This window comes from Thermoleophilum album, assembly GCF_900108055.1.
Lineage (GTDB): Bacteria > Actinomycetota > Thermoleophilia > Solirubrobacterales > Thermoleophilaceae > Thermoleophilum > Thermoleophilum album.
The window spans coordinates 487,861-513,418 of the sequence record NZ_FNWJ01000002.1; the positions used below are offsets into that span (position 1 = coordinate 487,861).

At 71.2% G+C, this 25,558-nt stretch carries 31 protein-coding genes; 10 read left to right on the plus strand and 21 right to left on the minus strand.

The genetic code is table 11. The annotated features are described in order from the left end of the window. Positions 1-369 precede the first annotated feature (369 nt). The 16 genes from BLW41_RS08415 to BLW41_RS08490 all read right to left on the minus strand — a co-directional run bounded on the left by BLW41_RS08415 (position 370) and on the right by BLW41_RS08490 (position 14,064). Positions 370-951: a lytic transglycosylase domain-containing protein gene (locus tag BLW41_RS08415; RefSeq protein WP_093118136.1), complete on the minus strand. Its 582-nt coding sequence runs from the start codon at positions 949-951 to the stop codon at positions 370-372. After that, entirely contained in the window at positions 948-1,403 is a 456-nt protein-coding gene (locus BLW41_RS08420; RefSeq protein WP_093118138.1) for a flagellar export protein FliJ, read from the minus strand. The genes BLW41_RS08415 and BLW41_RS08420 overlap by 4 nt, the downstream gene beginning before the upstream one ends. 9 nt (positions 1,404-1,412) lie before the next feature. Next, positions 1,413-1,769 carry a FliM/FliN family flagellar motor switch protein gene (locus tag BLW41_RS08425; RefSeq protein WP_093118139.1) on the minus strand — a complete coding sequence of 119 codons (357 nt, stop codon included), beginning with the start codon at positions 1,767-1,769 and terminating at the stop codon, positions 1,413-1,415. Continuing rightward, the gene (locus tag BLW41_RS08430) at positions 1,766-2,692 is read right to left on the minus strand and encodes a flagellar motor switch protein FliM (RefSeq protein WP_093118141.1); all 927 of its coding nucleotides are present in this window, start codon (positions 2,690-2,692) and stop codon (positions 1,766-1,768) included. Before BLW41_RS08430 ends, BLW41_RS08425 begins: the two co-directional genes overlap by 4 nt. 32 nt (positions 2,693-2,724) lie before the next feature. Further along, a complete protein-coding gene (locus tag BLW41_RS08435) occupies positions 2,725-4,173 on the minus strand; it encodes a FliI/YscN family ATPase (protein WP_093118143.1) in 1,449 nt (482 codons plus the stop codon). Then, on the minus strand, positions 4,170-4,775 hold the full coding sequence (locus BLW41_RS08440) for a FliH/SctL family protein (RefSeq protein WP_093118145.1): 606 nt from the start codon (positions 4,773-4,775) through the stop codon (positions 4,170-4,172). The genes BLW41_RS08435 and BLW41_RS08440 overlap by 4 nt, the downstream gene beginning before the upstream one ends. Beyond that, on the minus strand, positions 4,759-5,895 hold the full coding sequence (fliG, locus tag BLW41_RS08445; RefSeq protein WP_093118147.1) for a flagellar motor switch protein FliG: 1,137 nt from the start codon (positions 5,893-5,895) through the stop codon (positions 4,759-4,761). Before fliG ends, BLW41_RS08440 begins: the two co-directional genes overlap by 17 nt. 19 nt (positions 5,896-5,914) lie before the next feature. Continuing rightward, positions 5,915-7,474, minus strand: a complete 1,560-nt coding sequence (fliF, locus tag BLW41_RS08450; protein ID WP_093118149.1) for a flagellar basal-body MS-ring/collar protein FliF — start codon at positions 7,472-7,474, stop codon at positions 5,915-5,917. Positions 7,475-7,492: 18 nt separating this feature from the next. Next, the gene (fliE, locus tag BLW41_RS08455; protein ID WP_177169429.1) at positions 7,493-7,801 is read right to left on the minus strand and encodes a flagellar hook-basal body complex protein FliE; all 309 of its coding nucleotides are present in this window, start codon (positions 7,799-7,801) and stop codon (positions 7,493-7,495) included. A gap of 2 nt (positions 7,802-7,803) precedes the next feature. Next, a complete protein-coding gene (gene flgC, locus BLW41_RS08460; RefSeq protein ID WP_093118948.1) occupies positions 7,804-8,241 on the minus strand; it encodes a flagellar basal body rod protein FlgC in 438 nt (145 codons plus the stop codon). Between the two features lie 58 nt (positions 8,242-8,299). Beyond that, positions 8,300-8,653 (minus strand): flagellar basal body rod protein FlgB, encoded by a 354-nt coding sequence (gene flgB / locus BLW41_RS08465; protein WP_093118153.1) that lies wholly within the window; start codon positions 8,651-8,653, stop codon positions 8,300-8,302. A 102-nt stretch (positions 8,654-8,755) separates the two neighbouring features. Beyond that, positions 8,756-9,073 carry a hypothetical protein gene (locus BLW41_RS08470; RefSeq protein ID WP_093118155.1) on the minus strand — a complete coding sequence of 106 codons (318 nt, stop codon included), beginning with the start codon at positions 9,071-9,073 and terminating at the stop codon, positions 8,756-8,758. Continuing rightward, the gene (fliS, locus tag BLW41_RS08475; protein ID WP_177169430.1) at positions 9,070-9,495 is read right to left on the minus strand and encodes a flagellar export chaperone FliS; all 426 of its coding nucleotides are present in this window, start codon (positions 9,493-9,495) and stop codon (positions 9,070-9,072) included. Before fliS ends, BLW41_RS08470 begins: the two co-directional genes overlap by 4 nt. Positions 9,496-9,631: 136 nt before the next feature. Next, the gene (gene fliD / locus BLW41_RS08480) at positions 9,632-11,011 is read right to left on the minus strand and encodes a flagellar filament capping protein FliD (RefSeq protein ID WP_093118159.1); all 1,380 of its coding nucleotides are present in this window, start codon (positions 11,009-11,011) and stop codon (positions 9,632-9,634) included. Positions 11,012-11,021: 10 nt separating this feature from the next. After that, on the minus strand, positions 11,022-11,429 hold the full coding sequence (locus BLW41_RS08485) for a flagellar protein FlaG (protein ID WP_093118161.1): 408 nt from the start codon (positions 11,427-11,429) through the stop codon (positions 11,022-11,024). An 82-nt stretch (positions 11,430-11,511) separates the two neighbouring features. Further along, on the minus strand, positions 11,512-14,064 hold the full coding sequence (locus BLW41_RS08490; protein ID WP_093118163.1) for a TPR domain-containing glycosyltransferase: 2,553 nt from the start codon (positions 14,062-14,064) through the stop codon (positions 11,512-11,514). Between the two features lie 202 nt (positions 14,065-14,266). On the opposite strand from BLW41_RS08490, the gene BLW41_RS08495 reads away from it, so the two are divergent. Continuing rightward, positions 14,267-15,085, plus strand: coding sequence for a sigma-70 family RNA polymerase sigma factor (locus tag BLW41_RS08495; protein ID WP_177169431.1), 819 nt, complete (start codon positions 14,267-14,269; stop codon positions 15,083-15,085). Here BLW41_RS08495 and BLW41_RS08500 read toward each other — a convergent pair. Continuing rightward, the gene (locus BLW41_RS08500; protein ID WP_218138349.1) at positions 15,082-15,387 is read right to left on the minus strand and encodes an EscU/YscU/HrcU family type III secretion system export apparatus switch protein; all 306 of its coding nucleotides are present in this window, start codon (positions 15,385-15,387) and stop codon (positions 15,082-15,084) included. The two genes, BLW41_RS08495 and BLW41_RS08500, sit on opposite strands and share 4 nt — an antisense overlap. 7 nt (positions 15,388-15,394) lie before the next feature. Further along, a complete protein-coding gene (locus tag BLW41_RS08505) occupies positions 15,395-15,994 on the minus strand; it encodes a flagellar hook-length control protein FliK (RefSeq protein WP_177169432.1) in 600 nt (199 codons plus the stop codon). A 70-nt stretch (positions 15,995-16,064) separates the two neighbouring features. Between BLW41_RS08505 and BLW41_RS08510 the strand changes: the two genes are divergently transcribed. Next, entirely contained in the window at positions 16,065-16,754 is a 690-nt protein-coding gene (locus tag BLW41_RS08510; RefSeq protein WP_093118168.1) for a flagellar hook-basal body protein, read from the plus strand. A gap of 20 nt (positions 16,755-16,774) precedes the next feature. Here BLW41_RS08510 and BLW41_RS08515 read toward each other — a convergent pair whose 3' ends face one another. Next, the gene (locus BLW41_RS08515; RefSeq protein WP_093118170.1) at positions 16,775-18,529 is read right to left on the minus strand and encodes a CocE/NonD family hydrolase; all 1,755 of its coding nucleotides are present in this window, start codon (positions 18,527-18,529) and stop codon (positions 16,775-16,777) included. Between the two features lie 149 nt (positions 18,530-18,678). On the opposite strand from BLW41_RS08515, the gene BLW41_RS08520 reads away from it, so the two are divergent. Genes BLW41_RS08520 through BLW41_RS08555 form a run of 8 tightly spaced genes read left to right on the plus strand, consistent with a single transcriptional unit; the run spans position 18,679 to position 24,141 of the window. Beyond that, positions 18,679-19,413, plus strand: coding sequence for a flagellar hook-basal body protein (locus BLW41_RS08520; protein WP_093118172.1), 735 nt, complete (start codon positions 18,679-18,681; stop codon positions 19,411-19,413). A gap of 17 nt (positions 19,414-19,430) precedes the next feature. After that, positions 19,431-19,751: a hypothetical protein gene (locus BLW41_RS08525; protein WP_143038670.1), complete on the plus strand. Its 321-nt coding sequence runs from the start codon at positions 19,431-19,433 to the stop codon at positions 19,749-19,751. Beyond that, positions 19,748-20,317, plus strand: a complete 570-nt coding sequence (gene flgN / locus BLW41_RS08530) for a flagellar export chaperone FlgN (RefSeq protein ID WP_093118176.1) — start codon at positions 19,748-19,750, stop codon at positions 20,315-20,317. The genes BLW41_RS08525 and flgN overlap by 4 nt, the downstream gene beginning before the upstream one ends. 3 nt (positions 20,318-20,320) lie before the next feature. Further along, entirely contained in the window at positions 20,321-21,655 is a 1,335-nt protein-coding gene (gene flgK, locus BLW41_RS11110; RefSeq protein WP_093118178.1) for a flagellar hook-associated protein FlgK, read from the plus strand. Continuing rightward, on the plus strand, positions 21,652-22,572 hold the full coding sequence (gene flgL, locus BLW41_RS08540; protein ID WP_093118180.1) for a flagellar hook-associated protein FlgL: 921 nt from the start codon (positions 21,652-21,654) through the stop codon (positions 22,570-22,572). Before flgK ends, flgL begins: the two co-directional genes overlap by 4 nt. A gap of 13 nt (positions 22,573-22,585) precedes the next feature. After that, complete coding sequence (fliW, locus tag BLW41_RS08545; RefSeq protein ID WP_093118182.1) at positions 22,586-23,023, plus strand: flagellar assembly protein FliW; 438 nt, start codon at positions 22,586-22,588, stop codon at positions 23,021-23,023. A 23-nt stretch (positions 23,024-23,046) separates the two neighbouring features. Further along, the gene (locus BLW41_RS08550) at positions 23,047-23,304 is read left to right on the plus strand and encodes a carbon storage regulator (protein WP_093118184.1); all 258 of its coding nucleotides are present in this window, start codon (positions 23,047-23,049) and stop codon (positions 23,302-23,304) included. Between the two features lie 24 nt (positions 23,305-23,328). Beyond that, entirely contained in the window at positions 23,329-24,141 is an 813-nt protein-coding gene (locus BLW41_RS08555) for a flagellin N-terminal helical domain-containing protein (protein ID WP_093118186.1), read from the plus strand. Here the strand turns inward: BLW41_RS08555 and BLW41_RS08560 are convergent. Together BLW41_RS08560 and lspA are read right to left on the minus strand one after the other, a co-directional pair. Continuing rightward, the gene (locus BLW41_RS08560; protein ID WP_093118952.1) at positions 24,138-25,076 is read right to left on the minus strand and encodes an RluA family pseudouridine synthase; all 939 of its coding nucleotides are present in this window, start codon (positions 25,074-25,076) and stop codon (positions 24,138-24,140) included. The two genes, BLW41_RS08555 and BLW41_RS08560, sit on opposite strands and share 4 nt — an antisense overlap. After that, complete coding sequence (gene lspA / locus BLW41_RS08565; RefSeq protein WP_093118188.1) at positions 25,051-25,557, minus strand: signal peptidase II; 507 nt, start codon at positions 25,555-25,557, stop codon at positions 25,051-25,053. Before lspA ends, BLW41_RS08560 begins: the two co-directional genes overlap by 26 nt. Position 25,558 lies beyond the last annotated feature (1 nt).

Below are 25,558 nucleotides of genomic sequence, written 5' to 3' on the forward strand. Positions count from 1 at the left end.
CGCCAGCGGCCAGGGACGAGCACTGCGCGGCCGCTGGCCCTGCGCCCGTGCAGCCGGCGGGGGCCCCGCTGGCACCTGCCGCCGCACTTGCGGCGGGCGCCTCGCCTAGCGGCGAGCTCGCGCCCGTCGCCTGCTCGACCGGTGCCGCGGCAGCTCGCTCGCTCGGGCCGCGCACGCCTTCCCCGGAAGCCTCGCCGGCAGCGTTCGCTGCGGTATCCCCCCCTCGGTCTCGGCCCTCCGCGACGGCGGTCCAGGCCGCAAGCAGCAGCGCGAAGCCCCCACCCGGGTCGGGGGGCGGCTCGCCCCGCGGTTCCTTGCTTTGCCGAGTTGGCAAGGGCGGTGCCAACGCCTGGCTGTCGACGCGCAGAGTCACGCGCCACCCCCCTGCCCATAGGCGGCCGCGTACGCCAACACTCGTTGCACGTACGCCCGCGTCTCGGCGTACGGCGGCACGCCGCCGAAGCGGCGCACCGCCGCGGGACCGGCGTTGTAGGCGGCGAGCGCTAGGCGGTAGTCGCCGCCGAAGGCGTCGAGCTGCTGGCGCAGGTAGCGCGCCCCGGCGTCGATCGCTTGCGCCGGCTCGTACGGATCGGAAACCCCGAGGGCGCGGGCCGTCGCTGGCATCAGCTGGGTGAGCCCGGCCGCACCGGCGGGGCTGGTGGCACGAGGGTTGAAGCCCGACTCGGCGCGGATAAGCCCGCGCAGTACGTTGCGGTCAATGCCGTAGCGAGCGGCCGCCTGGTCGATCAGCTCCCCGTACGGCACGTCGCCGCCGACGCCGGTGGCGGCCGTCTGCGCGGTGGCGGGGAAGGAGCCCTGCGGCGAGCTACCGGCAGCCCGCTCGAGGGTCGCTGCGAACGAGACCGAGGCCGCGGCCGGCGCGCTGCCGCTGAGACGGGCGACGATCGCCTCGAGCTCGGCGACGCGGTTGGCGGCGGTGACGAGAGTCACGCGGCCTCACCCCCACGCCGGCGCGCAAGTTCGTCGAGCAAGAGCGCCTCGCGCCGACGCAGCGTCCGCAGGTGTTGCTCGAGGCGCCGCTCGCGCAGCCGGTCAAGCGCCTTGCGCTCCTGCAGAGCCTGAATCGCTCGGGCCTTGCGCTGCTCCTCGGCGCGGCGCGCGCGCTCAAGCTCCCGCTGCGCTTCCGCCGCGGCGAACTCGACGCGCTCCAGCCAGGCCTGCAGGGCGACGAGTTCGGAGGCGGCGGCGTACGTTCCGCTACCGGCGGTCGCGCGGCTGACCCGTGCGCTCGCGACAAGCTGCCGCGCCTGCGCGAGCAGCGCCTCGCCGCGCAGGCGGTGGCGGATGCTTTCGGCCAACTCTTCGCGCGCTTCACGCTCGGCGTGCTCGCGCACCGTGCGCACCCGCTCGAGCCGGAACTTGAACCGTTCACCCTGCCCCACGACTCCCCCTTAGTCGGTCCTCCCGGCGCCCTCCGCACCGCCGTTGGACGGCCGTTCGACGGCGCTCGCGCGAACGCCGCTGGCGTCTGCTGTACCGACCGCCTGCGGCGCAGCCGTCAACACCTCGTCGATCCGCAACGCCCATTCGCCGTCCACCAGCACGAGCTGACCGCGAGCGAACAGGCGCCCCTCGACGAACGCCTCGAGCGGCTCCTCGACAGCCTGTTCGAGGTCCACCACCGCCCCGGCGTCGAGCGCCGCCGCCTCGGCGGCGAGCATGCGCGTGCGCCCGAGCTCCACCCACAGACGAACAGGCACTTCGAGGAGCGCCTCCGCGGGCACCTTCCGCGGCTGCTGCGCGCTCATCCCGCGGTCCCCCAGCGACGCACGATCTGCACGGCCTTACGCGCCCCGTCGCGGCCCGGCTGAGCGACGTAGGTGGGCAGGTCGCCGATGCACACCGTCACGCCCTCGGCAGCCGGTCGTCGCAGCGGTAGAACGTCGCCGGGTCGCAGCGCTAACACTTCGCGCAGGGGCAGCTCCAGGGCGCCAACCTCGACCCGCACGTCGACCTCCACCCGCCGCACCGCCGCTTCGAGGGCAGCCGCCGTTTCGGCGTCGGCGGGCGGGCCTTCGCCGCGTCGAAACTCCAGGCGATCGAGAATCGGCAGCATCGACGCGTAAGGCAGCAGCAGCACGATCCGCGACTCGAGAGCATCGATCCGCGCTTCGAGGTTGAGCGCGAGCGTCGCCTCACTCGGCGAGACGATCTGCGGCGCGAGCGTCGAAGTCGTGGTCGGCCCGGGCGTTAGGGTGACGCCCGCGAGGTCCAGCCAGGTCGTCGAAAGCGTGTCGACGAGGCCGGCAATCGCTTTGCGGGCGACGGCTATCTCGAGGTCGGTGGGGTCTTCGGGCTCGCCCTCTTTGGCGACCTCCCCCGACCCGCCGAGCAGACGGTCGACGAACAACAGCGCCAGCCGCAGGTCGACGAGCAGCGCGATGCGGGTGTCGACGGGCTGTACCTCGATCGTGGTGATCAGCGAGCGCGTCGTCGACTCCAGCACGACCGCCCCGAACGGCACCTGCTCGGTCTCGCCGACGCTCAGCTCGACGCCCGTGCGCAGCTCGGTGGCTAGCCGCGTCGCGGCCGAGCGGCAGAACGTCTCGTGGGCGTGCCCGAGCCGCCAAATGTGCTCCCGCGTGAACTTCGCCGGACGCCGGAAGTCGACGACCTCGACTGTCGGACCGTCGCCGTTGACCGACGACTGGGCTCGGGCGGAGGCTGCCATCACCCCGTTATTCGCCCGCAGCGGCGCGCGCTTCAGGGCTGCCAGGGCGCGAGTTCGAGCGGTGGTATTGCGCTCGCTCCCGTGAGATCGCGCGGCTCCGGAGCGCGGTCGCTGGCCGACGTTTCCGCCGGCTGCGGCGCGCTCGCCTGAAGCTCCTCGGCGGCGCGCGCAAGCGACAGCAGGCGGGTGTCGGCCTCCTCCAGGGTCGAGGCGTGTTCGAGCGGCTGGCGCAGGAAATCCTCGATCTCGTCGCGCAGTGCGAGGGCGGCATCGACGCGCGGGTCACTGCCGGATCTATAGGCACCGATCGCGATCAGGTCCTCCTTGTCGCGCAGCGCGGCGAGCAACGCCCGGAGCGTGCGCCCGGCCGCCAACACGGCGGCGTCGAGCAGCTCGTGTTCGAGCCTGGAAACGCTGGCCAGCACGTCGATCGCCGGGTAGTGGCCGGCGTGCGCGAGCTCGCGCGAGAGCACCACGTGCCCGTCGAGGATCGAGCGCACCTGGTCGGCGATCGGTTCGTTCATGTCGTCGCCCTCGACGAGCACCGTGTAAAGACCGGTGATCGTGCCGGAAGCGCTGGTGCCGGAACGCTCGAGCAGCTTTGGCAACAGGGCGAACACGGAGGGCGTGTAGCCGCGTGTGGCCGGTGGCTCGCCAACCGCCAGGCCGATCTCCCGCTGCGCCATCGCGAAGCGGGTCACCGAGTCCATCATCAACAGCACGTCGCAACCGCGATCGCGGAACCACTCGGCGATCGCGGTGGCGGTGAGGGCGGCGCGAATCCGCAACAGCGCGGGCTGATCCGATGTCGCCACCACCACGACGCTGCGCTCGAGCGCGCTGCCGAGGTCACGCTCGACGAACTCGCGCACCTCACGGCCGCGCTCACCGACCAGGCAGATCACGTTGACGTCGGCGGAGGTAGCGCGGGCGATCATCCCCAGCAGCGACGACTTGCCGACGCCCGAGCCAGCGAAGATGCCGAGCCGTTGACCGCGCCCGCAGGGGACGAGCGCGTCGAGTGCGCGCACGCCGAGCCGCACGCGCTCACTGATCCGGCGCCGCTCGAGCGCCCCTGGTGGCTCGCGCTCGATCGCCACGGCGCTCAGCGGACCGGTCGGCGCAGCGCGGTCGAGGGGCCGCCCGAGCGCATCGAGCACGCGCCCCAAAAGCCCCTCGCCGACCCCGACACGCAGCGCCGAGCCGGTCGCGCGGACGTTGGTACCGGGGCGCACGCCGCTGAGCTCGCCGAGCGGCATCAGCAGCGTTCTGCCCTCGCGGAAGCCGACCACCTCGGCCGGTACCGGTGGTCTCGTGCGACCGGCGTCGATCATGCAGACCTCGCCAAGGGGCGCTTCGAGGCCGGTCGCTTCGACGATCAGCCCAATGAGGTCACGAACGCGCCCCCGCCGGCGATGCAGGTCGCCGTCGCGCACTGCGCGCAGCGCGTCGGCGAGCGGACCGTCGGGCAGCACTGTCATCGCTCGCCGACGATGCCGGCGACCAGCTCGCGCACGCGCTCGAGCTTGCTCTCGATCGTGGCGTCCACTTCGCCGTCGGCGGTTCGCACCAACGCGCCGCCGCGCTGCACCCGGCGATCGGCTTGCACCTCCAGGTGCTCGATGCCGCCGAGCCGCGCAGCGACGTCTTCGATCCCCTGCCGTACCAGCTCGAGGTCTTCGGGACTGACGACGACGGTCACGCGCTCGCGCTCGACCAGCCTTTGTAGGGCCCCGGCAACGACGTCGAGCACCCGTGCCGGGTCAACCTCGATGGTCCCGGCGACCACCTTCTCGGCGATCCGAAGGGCCAGCTCGACGGCCTTACGCTCGACGGCCTGGGCGGCCCGTACGCGCTCCTCGGCGAGCAGCGCGGTCGCCTCGGCGAGCGCCGTGAGCGCCGCATCAAGCTGCTCGCGCACTTGCGCCTCGACTTCTGCCCGACCCGCCTCCCGGCCTGCTTCGAAGCCTTCATGGCGGGCAGCAGCGAGCGCTGCCTCACGCTCTGCTGCCTGAGCTCGCTCATCGACCGCCGGAGGCGGCGCCAGTCGCGCGAACGCGAACGGCTCAGGTGACGAGGTCATCGTCGCCGCGCCCGATCGTGATCGCACCCGACTCCTCCAGTTTGCGCACCACCGCGACGATGCGCGCCTGCGCTTCCTCCACCACCGAGCGCCGTTGCGGTGGCTGGAGCTCCATCTCCTCGCGCAGGATCTCCTGCGCCCGCTGCGAGAGGTTGCGCATGATCTTGTCCCTCACCTCTTCGCTGACGCCCCGCAAAGCGAGGGGCAGGTCGGCCTGGTCAACCTCCTTCAGCACCAGCTGCAGCGCGCGGTCGTCGAGCTTGACGATGTCCTCGAACACGAACAGCAGGTCCCGCACCTGCTGCGCGAGTTCGGGATCCTGTTCACCCAGACGCTCGAGCACGTTGCGCTCGGTGGCACGGTCGGCGCTGTTGAGGATCTGCGCCAGCGACTTGACGCCGCCCGCTTCCTCGTAGCCGCTGCCGATCACGCTCGAGAGCTTCATGCGCATGACGGTCTCGACCTCGCGCACGACGTCCGGGTTGGTCTCGGTCATCGCGGCGATCCGGCGCGCGACCTCCGCCTGCAAGTTCGGCTCGAAACGCGCCAAGACCTTTGCCGCCAGCGCCGTGTCAAGGTTGGCGACGACCACCGCGATCGTCTGGGGACGCTCGTTCTGCAGGAACGCGGCGATTTGCTCGGGCGGGGTGCGGCGCAAAAACTCGAACTGGGGGTGCTGTGCGCCGGCGGTGACGCGCGCGATGATCTCCTGCGCCCGCTCGGCACCGAGCGACTGCTCGAGCACCGCCTGCGCAAAGTCGATGCCCCCCTCGACCACGAAGCGCTGAGCGGCCGCGTTCTCCTCAACCTCGCGCCAGATCTGCTCGATCGCCTCCGGCGGGACCCCGCGGAGCTTGCCGATTTCCACCGTTAGCTGCTCGACCTCGTACTCGCTGAGGTGGCTCATCACCTGCGCCGCCCGTTCGGGTCCGAGGCTGACGAGGAAGGCTGCGGCCTTGCGCACCCCGCGTAGCGTTGGCGCGGACCGGCCGCGGCCGCTCGCGGCCGCGCGCGTCGGCTCGGGAACCGGCGGTGGCGGCGACGCCGCCTGCGGCTCCTCATCGAGCAGCACGGCGCTCGCGTCGGCGGGCGACGGGCCGTTGGCTGCGGTCTCGCTCATCGTCGCTGCTTGTCACCTCTCAGCTCTCGCGCATCCAGGCGCGAACCTGCTGTGCCAGGCGGTCGGGCTGCTCGTCAGCCAGTCGCTCGACGTCCGTGCGGTGGGCGGAGCTCTCGTAGCCGCCGCTCGCACCGACCGGCTCGCGCTGCTGCACCGGGCCCGCGGCGACGGCCGGCATCACGCTCGTCGGCTGCTCTTCGGGGCGCATCGCCTCGAGCTCCGCGAGGCGGCGGGGGGCCGTGATCTCGCGCAGCCAGACGGGGTCGGCCAGCTGCTCCTGCTCACGACGACGGAGCTGGCGGACAACAAAGAACAGGAAGGCGAGCGCAGCGAGCCCGAGGGCGAGCCACTTGAGGTAACCGAGGGCGTCGCCGATCGGCGATCCCGCGGGCGCTTGCGCGGGCGCGAAGCGGACGCGACTGACGGTCAGCTGGTCGCCGCGTTTGGGATCGATGCCCGCGGCCGCCGCTACCGCTTGCTGGAGGGCGCGCACCGAGGCCGGCGGCACCGACGTGTCGAGCACCAGCGCCACGCTCTGACGGCGGATCGTTCCCGGCGCGACACGGCGTCGCTCGACCGTCTTGCTGACACCGAAGTCGGTTTGTTCGTTGCGCCGCCGGTAGTTCGATCCGGCGCCGGCGCCGACACCTTGCTGGGCGAACGTCGGGATGTTGCCGCCGGTGCCGGCGACGCCACCGGCGCCACCACCACCCTGCAGCTGTTCCTGCTCGACCGTGCGTCGCAGCGGCGTGCCTTGGCGCGCGTAGATCAGCTTCTCCTGGGTGGTGTGATCGACGTCGAGGTCGGAGCTCACCTGCACCTGGCCCTTACCGGGACCGATCGTGCGCGTCAGCAGCGCGTTCAGTCGCGTCTCGAGCTCCTGGTCGTAGCGCGCCTCGGCGGCCTGCTTGCTGGCCTCGCCGGCGCCGTCGCCGCCGGCCTGCGGCCACAGGAGCTGTCCGCTGGAGTCGGTGATGGTGACGTCGTTGGGGTTCAGACCCTCGACGCTGGCCGCCACCAGCCGCGCCATCCCGCGCACCGCCTGAGGGTCGAGGCCGCCGACGTTCCCCGAGATGACCACTGCCGCGGTCGGTTTCTGGCGGTTGTCGACGAACAGCCGGTCTTGCGGAAGGGTCAGTTGCACTTGCGCTGAGCTGACGCCGTCAATCTGCTCGAGGGCGCGCGCGATCTCGCCCTCGAGGGCGCGCTGGTAGGCGACTCGCTGCTGGAAGTCGCTGGCTCCCAGCTTTTGCTTGTCGAGCAGCTCGAAGCCGGGCTGCGAGCGTCCCGGCAGCCCTGCCTGGGCGAGCGCGACCCGCGCCTCTGCGGTCTTGCTGGAGTCGACGGCCAGCGCCGTTCCGTTGTTCTCGAGCTTGTAGGCGATCCCGTGCTGGTCGAGGGCGGCGGTGACCTTGCCGGTCTCCGCGGGGTCGAGTCCGGTGAGCATCGTCGTATAGCTGGTGCGCGCGACCAGCGAGTAGAGCAGGAAGGCGACCGCCAGAATTGCCCCGACGGACACGATGATCCCGAGCCTGCCCCGCAGGTCGGTGTTACGGAGAAGTTGCAGCCGGTCGCCCATCGCTCAAATGCGCTGCTGCTAGACCTGCGTCCTGAAGATCTCCTGGTAGGCCTCGACCGCCTTGTTGCGCACCTGGTTGGCGAGCTGCATCGCGAGCTGCGCGCGCTCCACCGCCAGCACCACCGCGGTCGGGTCTTGCGCCTCGCCGGCGGCGAGTGCCGCCGCCTGTTCGGAGGCCCGCTGCTGGGAGGCGTCGAGGCCGGCAAGCGCACGTTCCAAGGCACTGGCGAAGCCTTGGTTCGGGGCGCTCGTGTCGAGCCGTGCCTCTGGGCCGAGTCCCCCGATAGCGGGGATCGACCACTCGCTCGCCTGGATCGGTCCGGGCACGCTCACCGCAGTAGTTCGAGGGTGCGCGTGAACATCTGCTTGGCGGTTTGCATCGACGTGACGTTGGCGTCGTAAGCGCGCGAGGCGGTGATCAGGTCGACGAGCTCCGCCACCGGGTTGACGTTCGGCATCCGCACATAACCGCGAGCGTCGGCGTCAGGGTGGCCGGGGTCGTAGACCAGACGTCCCGGTGAGGGGTCGGCGACGATGCCCGCGACCTCGACGCCGGCCGGTCTCAGCGACGCAAGGCTACGGCCGAGCACCGCCGCGAAGGTGCCCTCGCCAGCTGACCGCAGCAAAACCAGCTTGCGGCGGTAGGGACCGCCGCCGCTGGCGCGCGTCGACTCGGCGTTGGCGAGGTTGTCGGCGGCCACGTCCATCCGCACGCGCTCAGCGGTGAGGGCGCTGCCGGCCACATCGATCGCGTCGAAAAGCCCCATCTCGGCGGTCACCTCCTGCTCTCGGCCGCACACCGGCGGTCGGCGCTCGCGACGTCGTTCACCGCACCACCCCCATCGCCGTCTCGAGGATCGAGATCCGCGCGCGCGCGACGCGCACCAAAGCCTCGAAGTCGAGACCGTTCTTGGCGATCTCGGCGGCTTCGCGGTCCGGGTCGACGGTGTTGCCGTCGGCCCGCATCGGCCCCGCGGCGGCGAAGGTCGGTGCGAACTGCACGTTCTCGGGATCGCCCGCCGCGAGCGCAGCGCGCAGGGCAGCGTGGAAGTCGAGGTCGCGGCGCTGGTAGCCGGGCGTGTTGACGTTCGCGAGGTTCGAGGCGAGCAGCCCCTGGCGCAGCGACGCCCCGCGGATCGCTGCCTCTAGCGCTGTTTGGGTGAGGTCGAAGAGCTGCATCCCGGACGGAGCTCGAGGACGGACGCCCCGGTATTCGCCGGGTCGCCGCGCGACTTGAGGCGGCGCGGCGTCGCCGCCGCTAGCGAACGGTGGTGCGCGCCGTCAGGCGCGGGCCTCGAGCGCCGACGCCTGCGCGACCGGCGTGTAGGCGCCGTGCAGGCGGCGTGCGCGCGCGATCAGCTGGAGCTCGCCTGCCAGGCGGCCCCGCTGCGCTTCCACCACCCGCAGCGTGGCGGCCTGTAGGGCGCAAGCGGCGTGCAGTGCCCGCACGCTGCCAGCACTAGCGGCCGTCGCCGGTGCGGCGGGCGCGCTGCGCCACGCTTCGAGTTCGCGCAGGGCGTGCAGCAACGCCTCCCCGTCGCCGCGTAGCGCCGCGTCGTAGGCGCGCTCCCAGAGAGCGACCAGCGTATCGGGGTTCACGCCCGCAGCGCCCCGCTGGCCGTCGCCTCGCCAGCCGCTGCGGGCGGCGCAGCGGCCTTGGCAGCCTCCGCGAACGCGTCGCGCAGCTCGCCGAGCCAACCGGCGACGCGCGCTACGCCATCACCGTCGCGGGCGATCCGCGCCTGCGCCAACTGCCGCTTGCAGAAAACGTAGATCGCTTGCAGCCGCTCGGCGATCTCCCCTTGTCGCAGGTCGAGGGTGGCGAGCAGCTCGTCGATGATCGCTTCGGCCCTCCCTAGGTGGCTGTGAAAGCCGGCCAGGTCACCCCGTTCGAGGTCGCTGCGGGCCCTGGTCAAGAAGCGGACGGCGCCTTCGAACAGCATGACCACCAGGCGTTCTGGCGGCGCGGTGAGGATCTCTTGCTCCCGATAGGAGCGAGCGCTCGCATAGGGCGGCTTCACGCCCCGGTGATCGGCGCGCCGCGCGTGGCGTTTAGGCGAACGACGTCGGCTTCGCAGCAACGCGCCCGCAAGCGGACGGTGAGCGCCGAGCTACGGTCGCCAAAAAAAAGATGCTGCGAGCCGAGCCAGCGGTCGCCTAGGAACGCTGCGATCCGAGCAGACCGTTGAGCTGCGATTGCAGCCACGACCCCTGCGACTGCACAGCCGCGAGCGCCTGCTCCATCGCCGTGAACTGGGCCCTCAGTTGCTGCTCACGGAGCTCGAGACGACGGTCGATCGCCGTCATCCGATCGCGCACGAAGCTGAGCTCCGCGTCGACGCCCGACTGACGCTGGTCGAGCACCGCGCCCGGCCCGGCGTAGGCAGCGAGCGCATCCGCTAGTCGCTGTGACACACCACCGCTGCCGGTGAGCGCACCGAGGAGCCGCTGCACGCCCTGTGGATCGGCGTCGAAGGCGGCGTCGAAGGCTGCCTCGTCGAAGCGCAGCTTGCCGGCAACGGCGTCGGGCGAGGGCGTGCCGCTGCCGCTCGCGGCGCCCGTGGAGATGCCGATCTCCGCGAGTTCGTCGCGGTTCGTTGGCAAACCAGCGACCGGGTCGGCGATTAGCCGCCGTAGCGAGTCGAGCATGTCGCGCAGCCCGGAGTCGGCGTACAGCGCCCCCTTGCGCGCGTCGGCCGTCGTGCGTGGGTCCTTGACCGGCGTTTCAGAGAGGTCGCTGCGCACCAGATCGACCAGCTGGTTGTAGGCGTCGACGAACGCCCGCAGGCGCTGTTTCACCGCGGCTCGGTCGACCGCCGGCGGCGAGACCGTGATCGTCACCGGCGTAGTGGGTGTAGTCGCCCGCAACTCGAGGACAACTCCGGCGATCACGTCGTCGACGCGGTTGCTCTGGCGCACGTAGCTGGTGCCATCGACGGTGAACTGCGCGTCCTGGGCCGGCCGCGCCGCGCTCGTGTCCTCAACAAGGAAGGAGGCGCTCGCCGTGAACGCCCCGCCGCTGCCGGTCGTGCGACTCGAGAGAACCAGCTTGCCTTGCACGACGACCGCGTAGACCGGCGCGTTGGCGTCGGCGTTGATCTGGGCGGCGAGCTGATCGGCGCTGGTACCCGCCGCCACCGTCGTCGTCCAAGAACCGATCGTCAGCGCCGAATCGCTGGACGGCGACGAGTAGCTGTAGGTGCGCTGCTCGGCGCGTGCCAACTGCGTGACGTTGACCTGGTAACCACCCGGTCCGGCAGCGCCGTTCAAGGTCGCAGAGACAGTTTGGGCGTTACTGGACGTGACCGTTTGCACAGGCGCCCAGGTCGCGGCAGAGCGCAGCGCCTCGAGCGCGTCGCGCACCGCAATGACCCGCGCCTCCACTTGCCCGAGGGCCTGCTTGCGCGCGTCGAGACGCGCTTGTTGGAGCTCGAGCCGTGCGCGCGGCTGGCGCTCGATCGCCAGCAGCTGCTGGATGATCGAGTTCGTGTCGAGCCCGCTCGCGAGCCCGCCGAAGGTGAACAACGGTCCCGCCATCGCCGTTTCCCTAGGTTCGGCGCGGGCCGCCGAGACCGAGGTCCGGCGCGCTCGCCAGGTCGAGCGCGACGCTCGGCGGTACGCGGCGGATCAGGCGACCTTCGAGATCGCGCACTTCCACGACCACCCGGCCGGTCTGTTCGTCGACCAGGAAGTGCAGCTCGCGGCCGAGACCGCGCAGCTCCTCGAAGCGCGCGGACGCCGCCGCGATCTCCGCGTGCACCTCGGTGGGAAGCGGCGTCACGTTCGAGGGCACGAGCGTTGCCGCGGGCTCGGAAGCCACGCGTTGCGGCTTGCGCTCCGCCTCCCGCGCCGCGTCCGCGTTGCTGGGCGCCCCGGCATCTTCGCGTTGTGGGCGCTCAGGAGCCACGAGCGGTGCGGGTGTGTGGGTGCTTGCTATGCGTGGGAGCGTGCTCATCGCCGACGCGCACGCGGGCGTCTGGTGGCCGACACCCGGGAGCGTGCTAGTGCCCGCCTAATCGGCGCGAGCGCGGGACCCTTTAGGGCCTTTCGGGGTGTGCGGCCATTTCGTCGCTCCCGGCCCCGGCGAGCCTCGCTAGATGCTGGTGCAGGTGGATGCAGCGGGCGTCGGTCGGTGCGCGCTGACGCGCCTCCTCGGCGAAGACCAGGGCATCGTCGAGCATGCCTTTCGCGTAGGCCACCTGGGCGAGCCCGATGAGCGCGTCGGGGTCGGGCCCGTGCTCGTGGCAGGCAGCGATCCACTCCTCCGCCGCGGAATCCAGAAAGCCGCGCCGCAGGTAGATGCCAGCGAGCAGCTCCCGGCGTTCCCGCGCGGCGATCGTGCAGCGCTCGAGCAGGGGCACGAGCTGCGCGAAGGTGTCGATCTCCTCGACCCGTAGCAGCGCCTCCAGGCACTGGCAGAGAAGCGCTGCCGAAGCGGCCGGCAGCAGCCCGGGGTCGCGCCCCTTCAAGCGATCGCGCCACCCCTCGAAGACTGCGAGCTCGGCGGCGTCAAGGACCGCCCGCGCCCGCTCCAGCGCAGCTGTCGCGGTGTCCGCGTCGCCCGCCGCGAGCCGCGCGAAGAGCTCGCAGCGGCGCGCCGCTTCGGCGACCGGCGAGTCATCCGGCACGCCGGCACACGTCGCAGCCGCGTCTGCCCAGCGCTTCATGCTCAACAAGGCCTCGCCGTGCGCGACGCGCGCGCGGTCGTTGCCGGGCTGCAGCGCGCAGACCTTGCGGAACCGCTCCTCGGCGGCGGCTACGTGGCCGCCCTCGTAGAGGGCGATCCCCACCAGGAAGGCGTTGGTCGGGGTCGCTGCTAGGCGCCGCTCGACCCTTTCCGTGACTTCCTCCGCCGACGCGCCCCGGCGGACCAGTACGGAGGCGGCGAACAGCACCGCTGCCGGGTGTGCGAGACCCTCCTCGAGCGCAAGCAGCGCGTGACGCTCCGCGGCCTCGGTGTCGCCACGTTTGGTCGCGATCTCGGCGAGGCCGATCCGCGCCAGGTGGCTGCCGCAGCCGCGCATGCTCGTGTAGCGGCTGGGCGCCTCCCCCATCTCGAGGCACCGCTCGAACAAGCGCTCTGCCTCCTCTAGGCGTCCGCGTTCCGCCTCGACCCAGGCGCGCTCGAACACCAGATCGGTGAGGTCGGGAAACAGCCGCGCGCCTTCCTCCAGCACCTCGATCGCCTCGTCGAAAGCGCGCAGTTGCCGGAGCGTCAGGGCGAGGCGCACGTAGAGCGTCGGCACGAACTGCAGGACGCGCGGTCCGCCGTCGCGATCGATGTTCGCCCGAGCGCGCCGCAGATGACGGACCGCGCCTGCGAGGTCGCCGATCGCCAGGTACTCCGAACCGAGGTTGAAGTCGAGAAAGGAGTTCGCCTGCGACTCCTCCGCCTGGCGCAGCAGCAGTTCGATGTTGCGCCGCGCTTTGTCGCGCGCGTCGCGGACCACGCCCAGGTACCCGAAGTGCTCGACGCGCACGTCGGTCTGCTCGATGCGCTCCGGCAAGCTGGCCGGCAAAGCCCACGCGAACTGCTCGTGCAGGCGCCCTCGGAAGCGGTAGATCGGGCGGTTGCGGAACATCCGCAGGGCGCTGTGCGTGACCGCTGTGCCGTGCTCGAGCTCCCCCGTGTAGCTCGTCTCTACGAGCTGGAAGGCCTCGCGCCAGGTACGGCCGGTGAGCGCCCGCAGCTTCGGAATGTCGTCGGCGACCAGCACCTCGTCAGCGTCGAGGAACAGGATCCAATCGCCCGTCGCCGCATCCACCGAGACGTTGCGCGCGTCGGCGAACGAACCGGTCCAAGCGAAGTCGATTACGCGCGCCCCAAAGTCGCGCGCGATCTCGCGCGTGCGGTCGCGCGAACCGGTGTCGACCACGACGATTTCGTCGACCGCCTCACGGGCCGCGGCAAGGCAGCGCGGAAGCATCTCCTCCTCGTCGCGGACGATCATGCAGAGGCTCAGGCGAAGCCCGGACACCGGTTGCGCCGCCGCCGCCAGCTCGCGCGCTCGCCCACCAAGGCGTTTGACCGTGGCGACCGTTGCCGCCGCCAGCGGCGGCACGCGTCGGCGGCTGCGCGCCGCTTGCAGATTGCGGCGAGCGTCGGGGTGCGCGGGATCGAGCCGGAGCGTCGCCTCAAAGAGCGTGCCGGCGACGTCCCGCGCGGCGAGCTCGTAGAAGGCGACGCCGGCGTAGTTCAGTAGTTCCGGCTCCCGCGGTTCCGGCTCGAGCGCTGTCAGCGCCGCTTCGCAAAGCAGCAGGTAGAGGCGTTCGAGCCGTCGCGGCTCAAGCTGGCCGGCGAGCGCCAAGCCGCCCTCCAGCATCGCCTTCCGCGCGCGGTACGGCTCGTGTGGCGGCTCCAGCTGATCGGCCTCCCGCAGGCACTCGAGCAGGGCCCTGCGGTCGAGCGCACGCCAGGCGGTAGCGGCGCGCTGCACCAGCACCGCGGTCGCCGAGGGCGCGCGCTGCGCCGCGCTCCGTTGGCGAACGCCGCAGCCCTGGTCCCGCGAGGGCGTGAGGCGGAGTCCCATCGCCCCGGGTGTCGCCAGCGGCGCGCCGATCTTGAGGGCGGCGACCGGACGATCGTCCAAAACGGCAACAGAACGGCTTCATGTCACGGCCGACGCGGCCGAGATGGTGAGCACGGGCAGGACCGGCGCGGGACCGGTCCGGGAGAGGAACTCGACCCGGCCGTCACCCGTTCGTCGCATCCGAGGCCCGGGAGATACCGCCCATCCGTGGACGAATTTGACGGCCCAAGCCGTCCTGATGCGGGAGGAAGGACTGGCCCAAATGCTCAAACTGGAGATCAAAGACGTCCGGCGCCCTGCAGCTCACGATGTACTCGCACTGTGGCGCGAGTACAAGCGGACCGGGTCCCTGCACCTGCGCAACCGGTTGGTGCTGACCTTCGCACCGTTGGTCAAGCACATCGTGTACCGCAAGATCCGCGAGGTTCCTGCCAACTGCGAGGTCGAGGACCTAATCTCGTGCGGTCTGGTCGCTCTGATCAACGCGATCGATCGCTACGACCCCGCCAAGGGCGCCACTCTCGAGCAGTTCGCTTGGACGCGGATTCACGGTGCCGTGCTCGACGAGTTGCGCCGCCAGGACTGGGCTCCGCGCTCGCTGCGGGCGCTCGACCGCCAGATCCGCAAGGTCGATCAGCACTTCATGGCCGTGTACCAGCGGCGACCGTCGACGCGCGAGCTCGCCGAGGCGCTGGGACTCGACGAGCGCGAACTGCTGCGGCGTCGAGCGGCCCTTGAGAACGCCGAGATCGCGTCGCTCGACCAGGTCGTGGCGAGCGAGGATGACGACACCGAGATCGAGCGCGTCGACACCCTTGAGTCGACGGCGCGCGAGTCCGATCCCGAGCGAGCGGCGACCGCCCACGAGGCGAAGGAGCGCTTCCGCCGCGCCTTCCGCGAGCTTTCGCGTCGCGAACAGGAAGTCGCTGTGATGCTCTACGCGAAGGGCTTGACGCTGCGGGAGATCGGCGACGTCCTAGGGGTCTCGGAGAGCCGCGTTTGCCAGATCCACGGCAGGCTTAAGCAGAAGCTGCGCGAGGCCCTGGCGGGACACGAGCCGCTGTTCAGCGAGGTCGCTTAGCGGTCCTCTGGGGAGCGCAAGCTGACGTCGAGTCCGTAGGCCCAGACGAGTAGCTCCGCCACCGCCGCGTACAGCTCGGGCGGGATCTCCGCACCCAGCTCGAGCTGGCTGAGGGCGTCCACCAGAGCGGCGTCCTCGCGCACCGGCACGCCCGCTTCCCGGGCGATCTCGATGATCCGCTCTGCGAGCTTGCCGCTGCCAGTGGCGACAACGCGGGGCGCCGCGTCTTCACCCGCGCGGTAGCGCAGCGCAGCTGCCCGCTTCGGCCGCCCGCCGCCACCCAGTCGACGCTCGCTGTCCACCGTCCCCCTATCCGTACGCGTCGACCGGCCCCCGGCGCGCGACGAGCTCCAGCTCCAGCTGCTCCAGGCCGAGACCGCGCAGACGGTCCTCCAGAGCGGGCAGCCGCGCCCGCGCCGCCTCCAGCACCGTGCCCGGCTCGGCCGCTACGCGCGCGCGCAGCCGGCCCGCAAGCAGCTCGGCGCGGAGGTGGAGTTCGCCGAGGCGCGGCGAGTGCAGCACTAGCGAGACCGCGCGTCGCTGCGGCCGTTCCCCGCGCGCCTCGCCCTCGCCGTTGGGATCCCGCGAGACCAGCAAGCCGCCAGGCAGCGTGACCGCTGCGAAGGCACTCGCTGGCGTCGGCGCTGCCGGCGCGCTCGTGCTCTGCGCAGGCGCCTCTTCGACTACCCGCAGCACCAGCTCCTGTGCGGCTTGGCGGGTGACGCGCAGGCGCAGGTGATCGCCCTCCTTGACGCCCTCCGGCAGGCGCGCCTCGAGCACCGTCCCGGCGAGCGCCAAGAGGCCCCGGTCGCCGCTGCGCTCCAAAACCCGCGCGGCCAACACGCGGCCCGGCCAGAGCGGCAGCTCCGGCAGCCCGGCCCGCAGCAGCACTACCTCGACCGGCTGCATCGCGCGTATCGTCGCAGCTTGCTCGGTGGTCGGTCTCAAGCGACCAGCGGCGCCGACGATTACGCGGGCCGTGGAGCGCGGGCTGTACATCGCCGCCTCGGGGATGCTCGCCGAGCTCGTTCGCCAGGACTTGATCGCGAACGACATCGCCAACCTCTCGACGCCCGGCTACAAGCCCGACCGAGCGTCCCAACGGAGCTTCGCCGACGTGATGCTGAGCAACACGCGCGACGGCGAGGCGGTCGGCCCGCTCGGCCTGGGATCGGTGATCGCCCGTCGCACCACCGACTTCTCGCCAGCGCCGCTGCGCGAGACCGGCGAGCCGCTGGACTTCGCGATCGAGGGCGAGGGGTTCTTTGCGATTCGCACGCCGCAAGGGGTGCGTTACACGCGCAACGGCCAGTTCCAGCGGGCCGCCGATGGCACGCTCGTCGACGGGCTCGGCAACGCGGTGCTCGGAAAGGACGGCGCGCCGGTGCGGGTGGGCGGCGATGGGCGGGTCGATCCGCGTAGGCTCGCAACCGTCCGGCTCGATCGTCCGCGCAAGCTCGGCGACGGCTACGTGGCGGGCGCGGTGGCCGGTAACGGCGGCGCCGTGCGCGCGGGGGCACTGGAGGCGTCGGCGACCAACCCCGCGCGGGCGATGGTCGACATGATCGCCTCGCTACGCGCCTACGAGGCGTCGCAGCGCGTGATCACCACGATCGACCAGACACTCGAGCGCACCGCCACCCAGGTGGCGGCGGTTCCGGGCCAGTAGTCGGCGCGCGCTGGCGACGCCTAGCGACCGGCCAGCGGTAGCGACAAGCGCACCTTCGATACCTCGACGCGGAAGCCCTCCTCGTCGTTGGGGCGCAGGAACGGTGCGTCGCGGCCCAGCAGCTCGAGCCGCACACGGTCCCCGGGCGCGAACTGCCAGGCGGTCCCGAACAGCTGGAACGACACCCGGCCCTGCTGGCGGGGTCGCAGGCGCAGTGCGCCACGCCCGACGAGGATCATCTTGCCGTCGCGAACCGCCCACAGGCGCGCCGCCAGGTAGGCCCTGCCGCCACTTGCCCGCACGTTCGCTGCGACGCGCGGCAGACCCATCACCAAGAAGCGGCGCGGGACCGTGCGCTCGAGCACGTACTCGCCGGGGCCGGAGCTCACCGGCAGCTCCTTGCAGGCGCCGGTCGACAGGGGGTTGATCGCGGTCCCCAGCGCGGGGTCGCCGCCGCTGCTCGTGACCTCCGCCTGCGCCGGCGAGGAGATGCGCCAGGCGCGCCGAGCCAGCCGCTCCCAACTCGGTGCTGTGACGGGCCCGAGCGGCGCTGCCGAGGCCGGACAGGTGACCGCGAAGGCGGTGACGCTGCCGCTGCGCAGCCGCCGCGCTCGACCCTGCAGGAAGCGCTCGAAGAAGGCGAGCCCCTGGCGCGTGAAGAGATCGTCCTGGGCGAGCTTGTTTTGTGCGCGCGGATGCCCGAGGTCACCGAGCTGCAGCGCCGCGAAGGCGCGGCGACCGGAGCCCGCCAGGCGGTAGGCGTAGATACCGTCGAGCGCCGGGAAGAGGTCGTCGGTCCAACCGTTCTGGATCAAGAGCGGCGCAGCCGAACGCCGCGTGGCGAGCCCGGCCGCGGAGTGCAGCCGGGTAAGCTGTCGCACCAACGCGCGCGCGGCCGCGGTTTCGAGAGCGGCGTCGGTGATCGCCTTCCAGGCGACCAGATCGGCGGTCGGATCGGCGCCCTTGGGCGCCAACAGCGCGCTGCCCGCGGCGACCCCGAAGAGGGCCGTGATGTAGCTCTGTTTCGGCACTCCCAGGGGATCGCCGCTGAGGCCGGCGGCGGCGCGCGGCGAGTCACCGAGGCGGCCGTTGACGGTCAGCGATCCGGCGAGGTCGGCGGTGCCCCAGCGCGCCCAGGCCCCAGCGATCGCCAAGCGCTTGCCGCGCGGGCTGCGCCAGGCCACGAGGCGACCGCTCGGGAGCCGCAGGCGATCGCGCAGGAAGGCCAACTCGAGGCTCTGGATGCCGCCGTAGGAGATGCCGGTCACGCCCAGTGCGCGGGGCGCGGCGAGACCCTGATCGACAAGCAGTCCCAGGAGGTACTGGGTGTCGCGGATCTCGTAGCGCTGGTCGGCGAGGTGCGTCCAGCCGCGCGCACAGTTGGGCGTGCGCGATGCCGGCAGACCGCACGACCGTCCCCAGCCGCGCGCCGAGTAGTTGACGACCATGAAGCCGCGACGCGCGAACCAGACGTTCGAGTAGCGCGCATTGGGGTCGCTCGACTCGAACATCGCTTTGTTGCCACCCCAGCCGTGCAGCATCACGATCGTCGGGAACGGCCCCTCGCCGCTCGCCGGTAGCGTCACGTCGACGTCCAGGGGGACGCCGTCGAACGACGGCACGCGCGCGTCGTCGCTGAGGGTCGGGCAGAACCGCACGCCCGCCAGCGGCTGACAGGGGTGACCGAACGGCCGCGGCTCCGCTGCCGCCAGCGGCGCGGCGATGGAAAGGCAAAGCGCTGCGCTCGCCGCGAGCGCGATCACAAATCGGCGCATCGAACTCCTCCTCGGGGACTGGGGCTGGGCGCACCCTAACGCACCCTCAAGAAGCGGCGCCAGAGGGCGAATAAGCGGGCAATCGACGGAGGCAGGCGCCGACCGGACCGCCGCGCGGGGGTCGACGCCCGACAAAGAGGAGTAAGCCCATGCTCGAAGGCCTGTACTCGGGCGCTGCCGGGATGCTCGCGCAGCAGCAGCGCTTAGACGCACTGGCCAACGACATCGCGAACGTCTCGACCCCGGGCTACCGCAGCCTGCGGGTGGGCTTTCGCGACCTCCTCTACCGGCAAGACGGCCCGGCCGCGCTTCCCGGCGTCGAGGTTGGAAGCGGTGTCGCCGCCGTCACAACCGGACGCAGCGCACAGCCGAGCGCCTTGCGCGAGACCGGCGAGCCGCTCGACCTCGCAATCCAGGGCCGCGGCTACCTTCAGGTCCGGCGGCGTGACGGTTCGTTGGCGCTCACGCGCGACGGCTCCTTCCGCGTCGATGCGCGCGGCGAGCTGGTGACCGCGGCGGGCGACCGCCTGGTACCCCCCTTGCGCCTGCCGGCGGGCACGCAACCGGGCTCGGTGCGCATCGCCCCCGACGGCCTCGTGACCGTCGGCGAGCGTCGGATCGGCCGCATCGAGCTGGTCGACGTCGCTGCGCCCGAGCAGCTCCTTCCGGTCGGCGACAACCTGTTCCTGCCGACGCGCGGCAGCGGGCCGACCACCCGGGTCCGCGACGCTTCGCTCGTGCAGGGCGCGCTCGAGCAGTCGAACGTCGACTTGGGCGAGGCGATGGTCGGCTTGATCGAGGCGCAGCGCGCATACCAGCTGGCGAGCCGCGTGATCCAAACCCACGATCAGCTGCTCGAGATCGCCAACGGGGTGCGCAAGTGACGGCTGTACACGTGCCTGTGAGCAGTACTCCGGCGAGCGGCCTGCGGGCCCTCTCCGACACCGAGGTCCCGCGCCCGGTGCGGCAGGCCGGTCGTGAGGCGGTCACGCTCTATCGGGCAGCCGTCACCTTCGAGTCGCTGCTGGTGAAGGAGCTTCTGGGCGCTTCGGGCGTCCTCGATTCGCTGAGCGCCGCACACCCGCTGCTCGGCGACCAGGCCGCCGAGGCGCTGGTCGGCGGCGTCGCCAACGGCGGCGGACTTGGCCTAGCGGAGCAGCTCTACCGCGCTCTCGCCGAGGCCGCAGGAGTAGCCACCAAGCATGCGGGAGGCGCCCGGTGATCAGCGATCGCGCACCCGCCAACGGCAGGCAAAGCGTGTTGAGCGCACCACCGCGACCGGTCAGGGCAGCGGCGACACTCGGTGGGCGGCTCAACGATCACCTCGAGCGGCAGCTAGCGGCCGCTCGGCGACTGCTCGCCTGCGTGCTCGAGCAGGGACAGGCGATCCGCGACCGCGCGGTCGACCGCACGGTCGAAGCGGCCGCCGCAATCCGCAACGAGGTGGCCGCGCGCGAGCGGCTCGAGGAGGAGCGTGCGCTGCTGCTCGCCGAGGCAGGTCGCGAGCTCGGGGTCTTGCCCGAACAGGTAACGCTCGAGCGGATCTGCGCGCTTTTGCCAGCTACTGAGGCCGATCAGGCGCGCCGCTTGTCGACCGAGCTGCGCGGCATCCTCGCCGAGATCTCGCGCGAACACCACACCAACCGCGTGTTGCTGCGCCAAGAGCTGGCCTTCCTGGAGCACCTGCTGCGCCTCGCAGCAGGCCCCCAAGGTGCCGCATACCGCCCGGATGGTGATCCCGTGGCACCCGCGCCAACCGTTCAGACGGTGATCGATCGGAGGGCCTAGACGATGCCGACGATCTCCACCTTCCTCGGACTGCAAACAGCCCTGCGCGGCCTGCTGGCGCACCAGCGCGCGTTGGACGTGACCTCGCACAACGTCAGCAACGCCAACGCTGCCGGCTACACCCGCCAGGAGGCGGTACTCGGCGCTTCGCTGCCGTTGGAGCTGATGCCGGTGCAAACGCAGACGTTCGGTGGCGCGCAGCTCGGCACCGGCGTCGAGGTGCACGAGTACCGGCGCCTACGCGACGCCTTCCTCGACCTCCAAGCGCGCGCGTCGGCGACCAGTCTCGGCTACTCCGAGGCGCGCTCGACGCGCCTCGGTCAGGTCGAGGAGGCGCTTGCCGAGCCGTCCGACAACGGCATCAACGCCGGTCTTGCGGCGTTCTTCGATGCCTGGGCGAAGCTCGCGAACAACCCCGAGAGCACGGCTGCTCGACAAGCCGTTTTGTCGCAGGCGGCGGCGCTCGCTCAGACAGTTCGCGATCTCGACGCTCGCCTCGCGCAGATCGCCAGCGACGCCCAAGGGGAGCTTGCGCAGCTGACCGGCGCTGGCGGCGAGGTCGATCGCATCGCCCGCGAGATCGCGCAGCTGAACGTCGCGATCGCGCGAGCCGTGCAACTCCGCGAGCAGCCGAACGACCTCGCCGACCGGCGCGACGCGTTGATCGATCGACTCGCGCAGCTTGGTCGCGTGCAGGTGCAGGACGACCCCGCCCGCCCCGGCAGCGTCACGATTTCCTTCGGCGATGCGCCGTCACCGCTCGTCACCTACGACAGCGTGACTTGGCCGCAGACGCTTACCGCGCCCGACGGTCGCGTCGGCGGACTGCTGGCGGTGGCGAGCAGTGGCGGCACGATCGATCAGTACCGCGCACAGCTGGCAACTTTCGCGCGCAACCTCGCCGACGCCGTCAACACCCTGCACGGCACCACTTTCTTCAGCTACACGCCCGGCAACGAGGCAGCGACGCTGGCGGTCGCGATCGCCTCCCCGAGCGCCGTGCGCGCAGGCTCGAGCGGTGCGGCGGGTGCCAACGACGTGGCGCTGGCGATCGCCGCGCTGCGCACGCAACCCGGGGGGCCTGCCGAGGAGTACGGTCGACTGGTCGACCGCATCGCCAACGACGCGCGCAGCGTCCAAAACGACGTGACCCGCAACTCGGCGATCGCCGACGCTGCCGAGCAGCGCCGGCAGTCGGTGCACGGCGTTTCGCTCGACGAGGAGATGGCCGCACTGATCCGCTTTCAGCGCGGCTATCAGGCGTCGGCGCGCGCCTTGACGACGCTCGACGAGACGCTCGAAGTGCTGATCAACCGCACCGGGAGGGTCGGGCTGTGACAACCGGCCGCATCACCGAGTCGATGCTTGAGCGCAGCGCTCTCGGCGACCTGCAGCGCGCGGTTCGCCGCGTCGCTGACGCCCAGCGGCGGGTCTCGTCGGGCCGTGACCTGGTGCGCCCCTCCGATGATCCGCTGCGTACTGCCCGGGCCTTGGCGGCACGCAACGAGCTGGCACTCGTGCGGGAGCTGCGCGACAACGTGCGCGACGCTTCGACCTGGCAGGACGTGGCCGACAAGGCGCTCGGCAACATCAGCGACTATCTGCAGCGGGCACGCGAGCTGATCGTCCAGGGCGCCAACGATGCCGTCGGTCAGCGCGGCCGCGACGCGATCGCGCGCGAGCTCGACGAGATCATCGCGGCGATCAAGCAGGAGGCGAACGCCAGCTACGCCGGTCGCTACGTGTTCGCGGGCACTGCCACGCAGACGCGTCCCTACGACCCCAATGGGGCGGACACCTACGCCGGCGACGCCGGCGTCATCGAGCGGGCGATTGGGCCGGGGGTGCGGATCACGGTGAACGTGGTGCGCGGCGGCGCCCTACTCGGTCAGGGGCAGGCGGCCAACGATGGCCTGATCCTCGACACCCTGCGCGACGCTGCCGATCAGCTGCGCACCGGCACGCCGGCAGCGCTCAACGCTCTGCGCACGACGACGCTGCAGGCGGTCGATCGCAACCTCGACGAGCTCGGTCGCGCGCGCGCCGAGGTCGGCGCGACCACCCAGCGGCTGGAGAGCGCCGACGCACGCCTAGCGGAGCTCGAGCTCTCGGTCGGCACGCTGCGCTCGGAAGCCGAGGACGCCGACATGGCGAAGGCGATCACCGACCTCATCGCCCAGCAGACCGCTTATCAGGCGGCGCTGCGCGCCGGCGCGAACGTTTTGCAGACCTCGCTACTCGACTTCCTGAGGTGAGGAGAGGAAAGCCATGACGATCATCAGCGAGACCACCCGCTTCGGCAGGATCGAGGTGCCGGAGGAGGCGGTGGTCGACTTCCCACACGGACTGGTCGGGTTCGAAAGCCGCCGCTTCACCTTGATTGCGCGCGCCGAGAAGGCGGTGTTCTTGTGGTTGCAGTCGCTCGACGAGCCGGCGCTCGCGGTGCCGGTAACCAACCCCTGGCTGTTCTTCCCCGACTTCGAGTTGATCGTGGGCGACGACGAGCTCGAGCGGCTCGGAATCGACACCGACCAACTCGACGTCTACGTGGTGGTTCAGGCGAGCGAGCGGCTCGAGGACTTCAGGGCCAACCTGCTTGCGCCGATCGTGATCGGAGGACGCCGCGGTTGGCAGGTGATCAACGAATCGCCGACTGCGCGCCTGCGTGCCCCCCTGTTCGGCGAGCGCGCACACCAAGCCGCCTGACCCCGCCCGAGAGGAGCGAGCGAATGCTTTCCATCACACGCCGACCAGGCCAGCGGATCGTGATCGGCGACGACATCGTCGTCGAGATCACCGAGATCAGCGGGTCGACGGTGCGCCTCTCGATCGACGCACCGCGGTCGGTGCGGATCTACCGCGAGGAGATCTGGCTCGAGGTCAAACGCGCCAACGAGGAGGCAGCGCGTGCTGGTACCGACGCGGTGCCGGAGGGCGGCCTCGATCAGGTCGATCGACTTCACGCCAAGGCAACTAGCAAGGAGTAGCAACAGCCAAGGAGAGGCGATGCCATGTCGCTCAGAATCCAAAACAACGTCGAAGCGCTGACCGCGCATAGACAGCTCAACAGCACGACGGAGCGGCTCCGCAAGTCGATGGAGCGGCTCTCGTCCGGCTACCGCATCAACAAGGCGGCCGACGATGCCGCGGGGCTCGCGATCAGCGAGAAGATGCGCGCCCAGATTCGGGGCCTTGCCCAGGCTCAGCGCAACGCCCAGGATGCGGTCTCGATGGTGCAGACCGCTGAGAGCGCCCTGAGCGAGGTCCACGAGATGCTGCAGCGCGTGCGCGAGCTCGCGGTCCAGTACCACAACGGCACGCTCTCGGCGGGCAACCGCGCTTCGATCCAGTCCGAGGTCGATGAGCTGTACAGCGAGATCCAGCGGATCGCGCAGAGCTCGCAGTTCAACGGCATCTCACTGTTGGCCGGCAACGGCTCGGTGACGTTCCAGATCGGGGCTAACGACGGCGAAGTGATCTCAGTGTCGACGCTGGACCTGGTGGGGGCGCTCGGCACGGCCCCGTTCTCCTTGAGCGTCGCCAATACCCAGGACCTCACGGAGATCGACACGGCGCTCGACGTCGTGAGCTCGCAGCGAGCGCAGCTCGGTGCGGTGCAGAACCGGCTCGAGCATCTGCTGAACAGCATCGCGGTCTACCACGAGAACCTGGTGGCAGCAGAGTCGCGCATCCGCGATCTCGACATGGCGCAAGAGGCCGTGGAGCTGACCAAGCTGCAGGTCCTGCAGCAGGCCGGCACCGCGATGTTGGCCCAGGCAAACCAGTCGAACTCCTCGGTGCTGCAGCTGCTGCGCGGCGGCTAGTCGAGCGTGCGCGCCCACTCGAGCGCCTGCGCCAGGTCCGGGGGCAGCGGCGACGCGAGCTCGATCCGCTGACGGCTCACCGGGTGCGGGAAGGCGAGACGAGCGGCATGCAGAAACTGGCGGCGCAGCCCGAGCTGCGCACCGAGACGCTGCCCGCCGTAAGTGGGGTCGCCGGCGACGGGGTGGCCGATCGCTTGCAGGTGCGCACGGATCTGGTGGGTGCGGCCGGTGACCAGCGCGAGTTCGAGCAGCGCGCTGCGTGCGTGCCGCTCGCGCACTTCGAAACGGGTGACGGCGGCGCGCGCGCCGGCCCCGCCGATCGTCATCCGTACGCGTCGCCGGCGATCGCGGCCGATCGGCGCTTCGATCACGGCCCGTGTGGCGGCTGGGACACCGGCGACGAGCGCCAGGTAGTGCCGCGCGACCGCTCGCTCGCGAATCAGTCGTGCGAGCTCGCGGTATGCCGATTCGCTGCGCGCGACCACCAGCAGTCCTGAGGTGTCGCGATCCAACCGATGCACCACGCCGGGCCGGCTGGGATCGCCGCCGGCCGCACCGTGGGCGCGCAGCCAGGCGTCGAGTGTGGGCACGCGTACGCCGGCGCCGCCGTGGACCGCGACGCCCGGCGGCTTGTCGATTACCAGCAGGTGCTCGTCTTCGTAGGCGAGGCGCGGCGCAGGCGCCGGCTGTTCGTCCGCTTCAGCAGGCGCCGCGGCGAGCTCGGCGGTGATCACCGTCCCCGGTGCGACGCGGTACGACTTGTCGCGCACGACGCGCCCATCGACGGCGACCGACCCGCTCGCGATCAACGCTTGGGCACGCGCGCGCGAAGCGATCGCGGGTAGCCGAGCGAGGACGCGGTCGAGGCGGTCCCCGCCCCACTCCGGGCGGACCTCGATGGTGATCGCCTCAGGGTCCCGCCGCTCGCTGCTCATCGGCTCGTGCCGCACGCTTCGCAGCCCGTTCGCCGATCAACACAAGCCCCGCTACTCCCAGCACGATCGCGCTGTCGGCGAGGTTGAAGGCGGGCCACGCGACCGGGTCGATGAAATCGATCACCGCGCCGACGCGCGCCCGATCCGCAAGGTTGCTGAGCGCGCCGCCGACGATCGCGCCGACCGGCAGCCACAACCACGGTGTCGACGCGCTGCGCAGGAAGTGGACGAGCAGCAGCGCGAGCGTGACCGCGACCAGCCAGCCGATCGTGTCGCCGAACCCCCGCAAAGCGCCGAATGCAACCCCGGTGTTGAAGGTCAAGGCGAGGTCGAGTCCGGGCACGAGCGAAACCCGCCGCCCGTTCGCCAGAAGCTCGACCGCCGCCTGCTTGGAGGCTTGATCGAGCAAAACGACGGACGCCGCTACCGCTAGCGCACGCGCCCAAGCGCGCTCCTTGCGGCCCGAGCAAGCCGCAGCCACG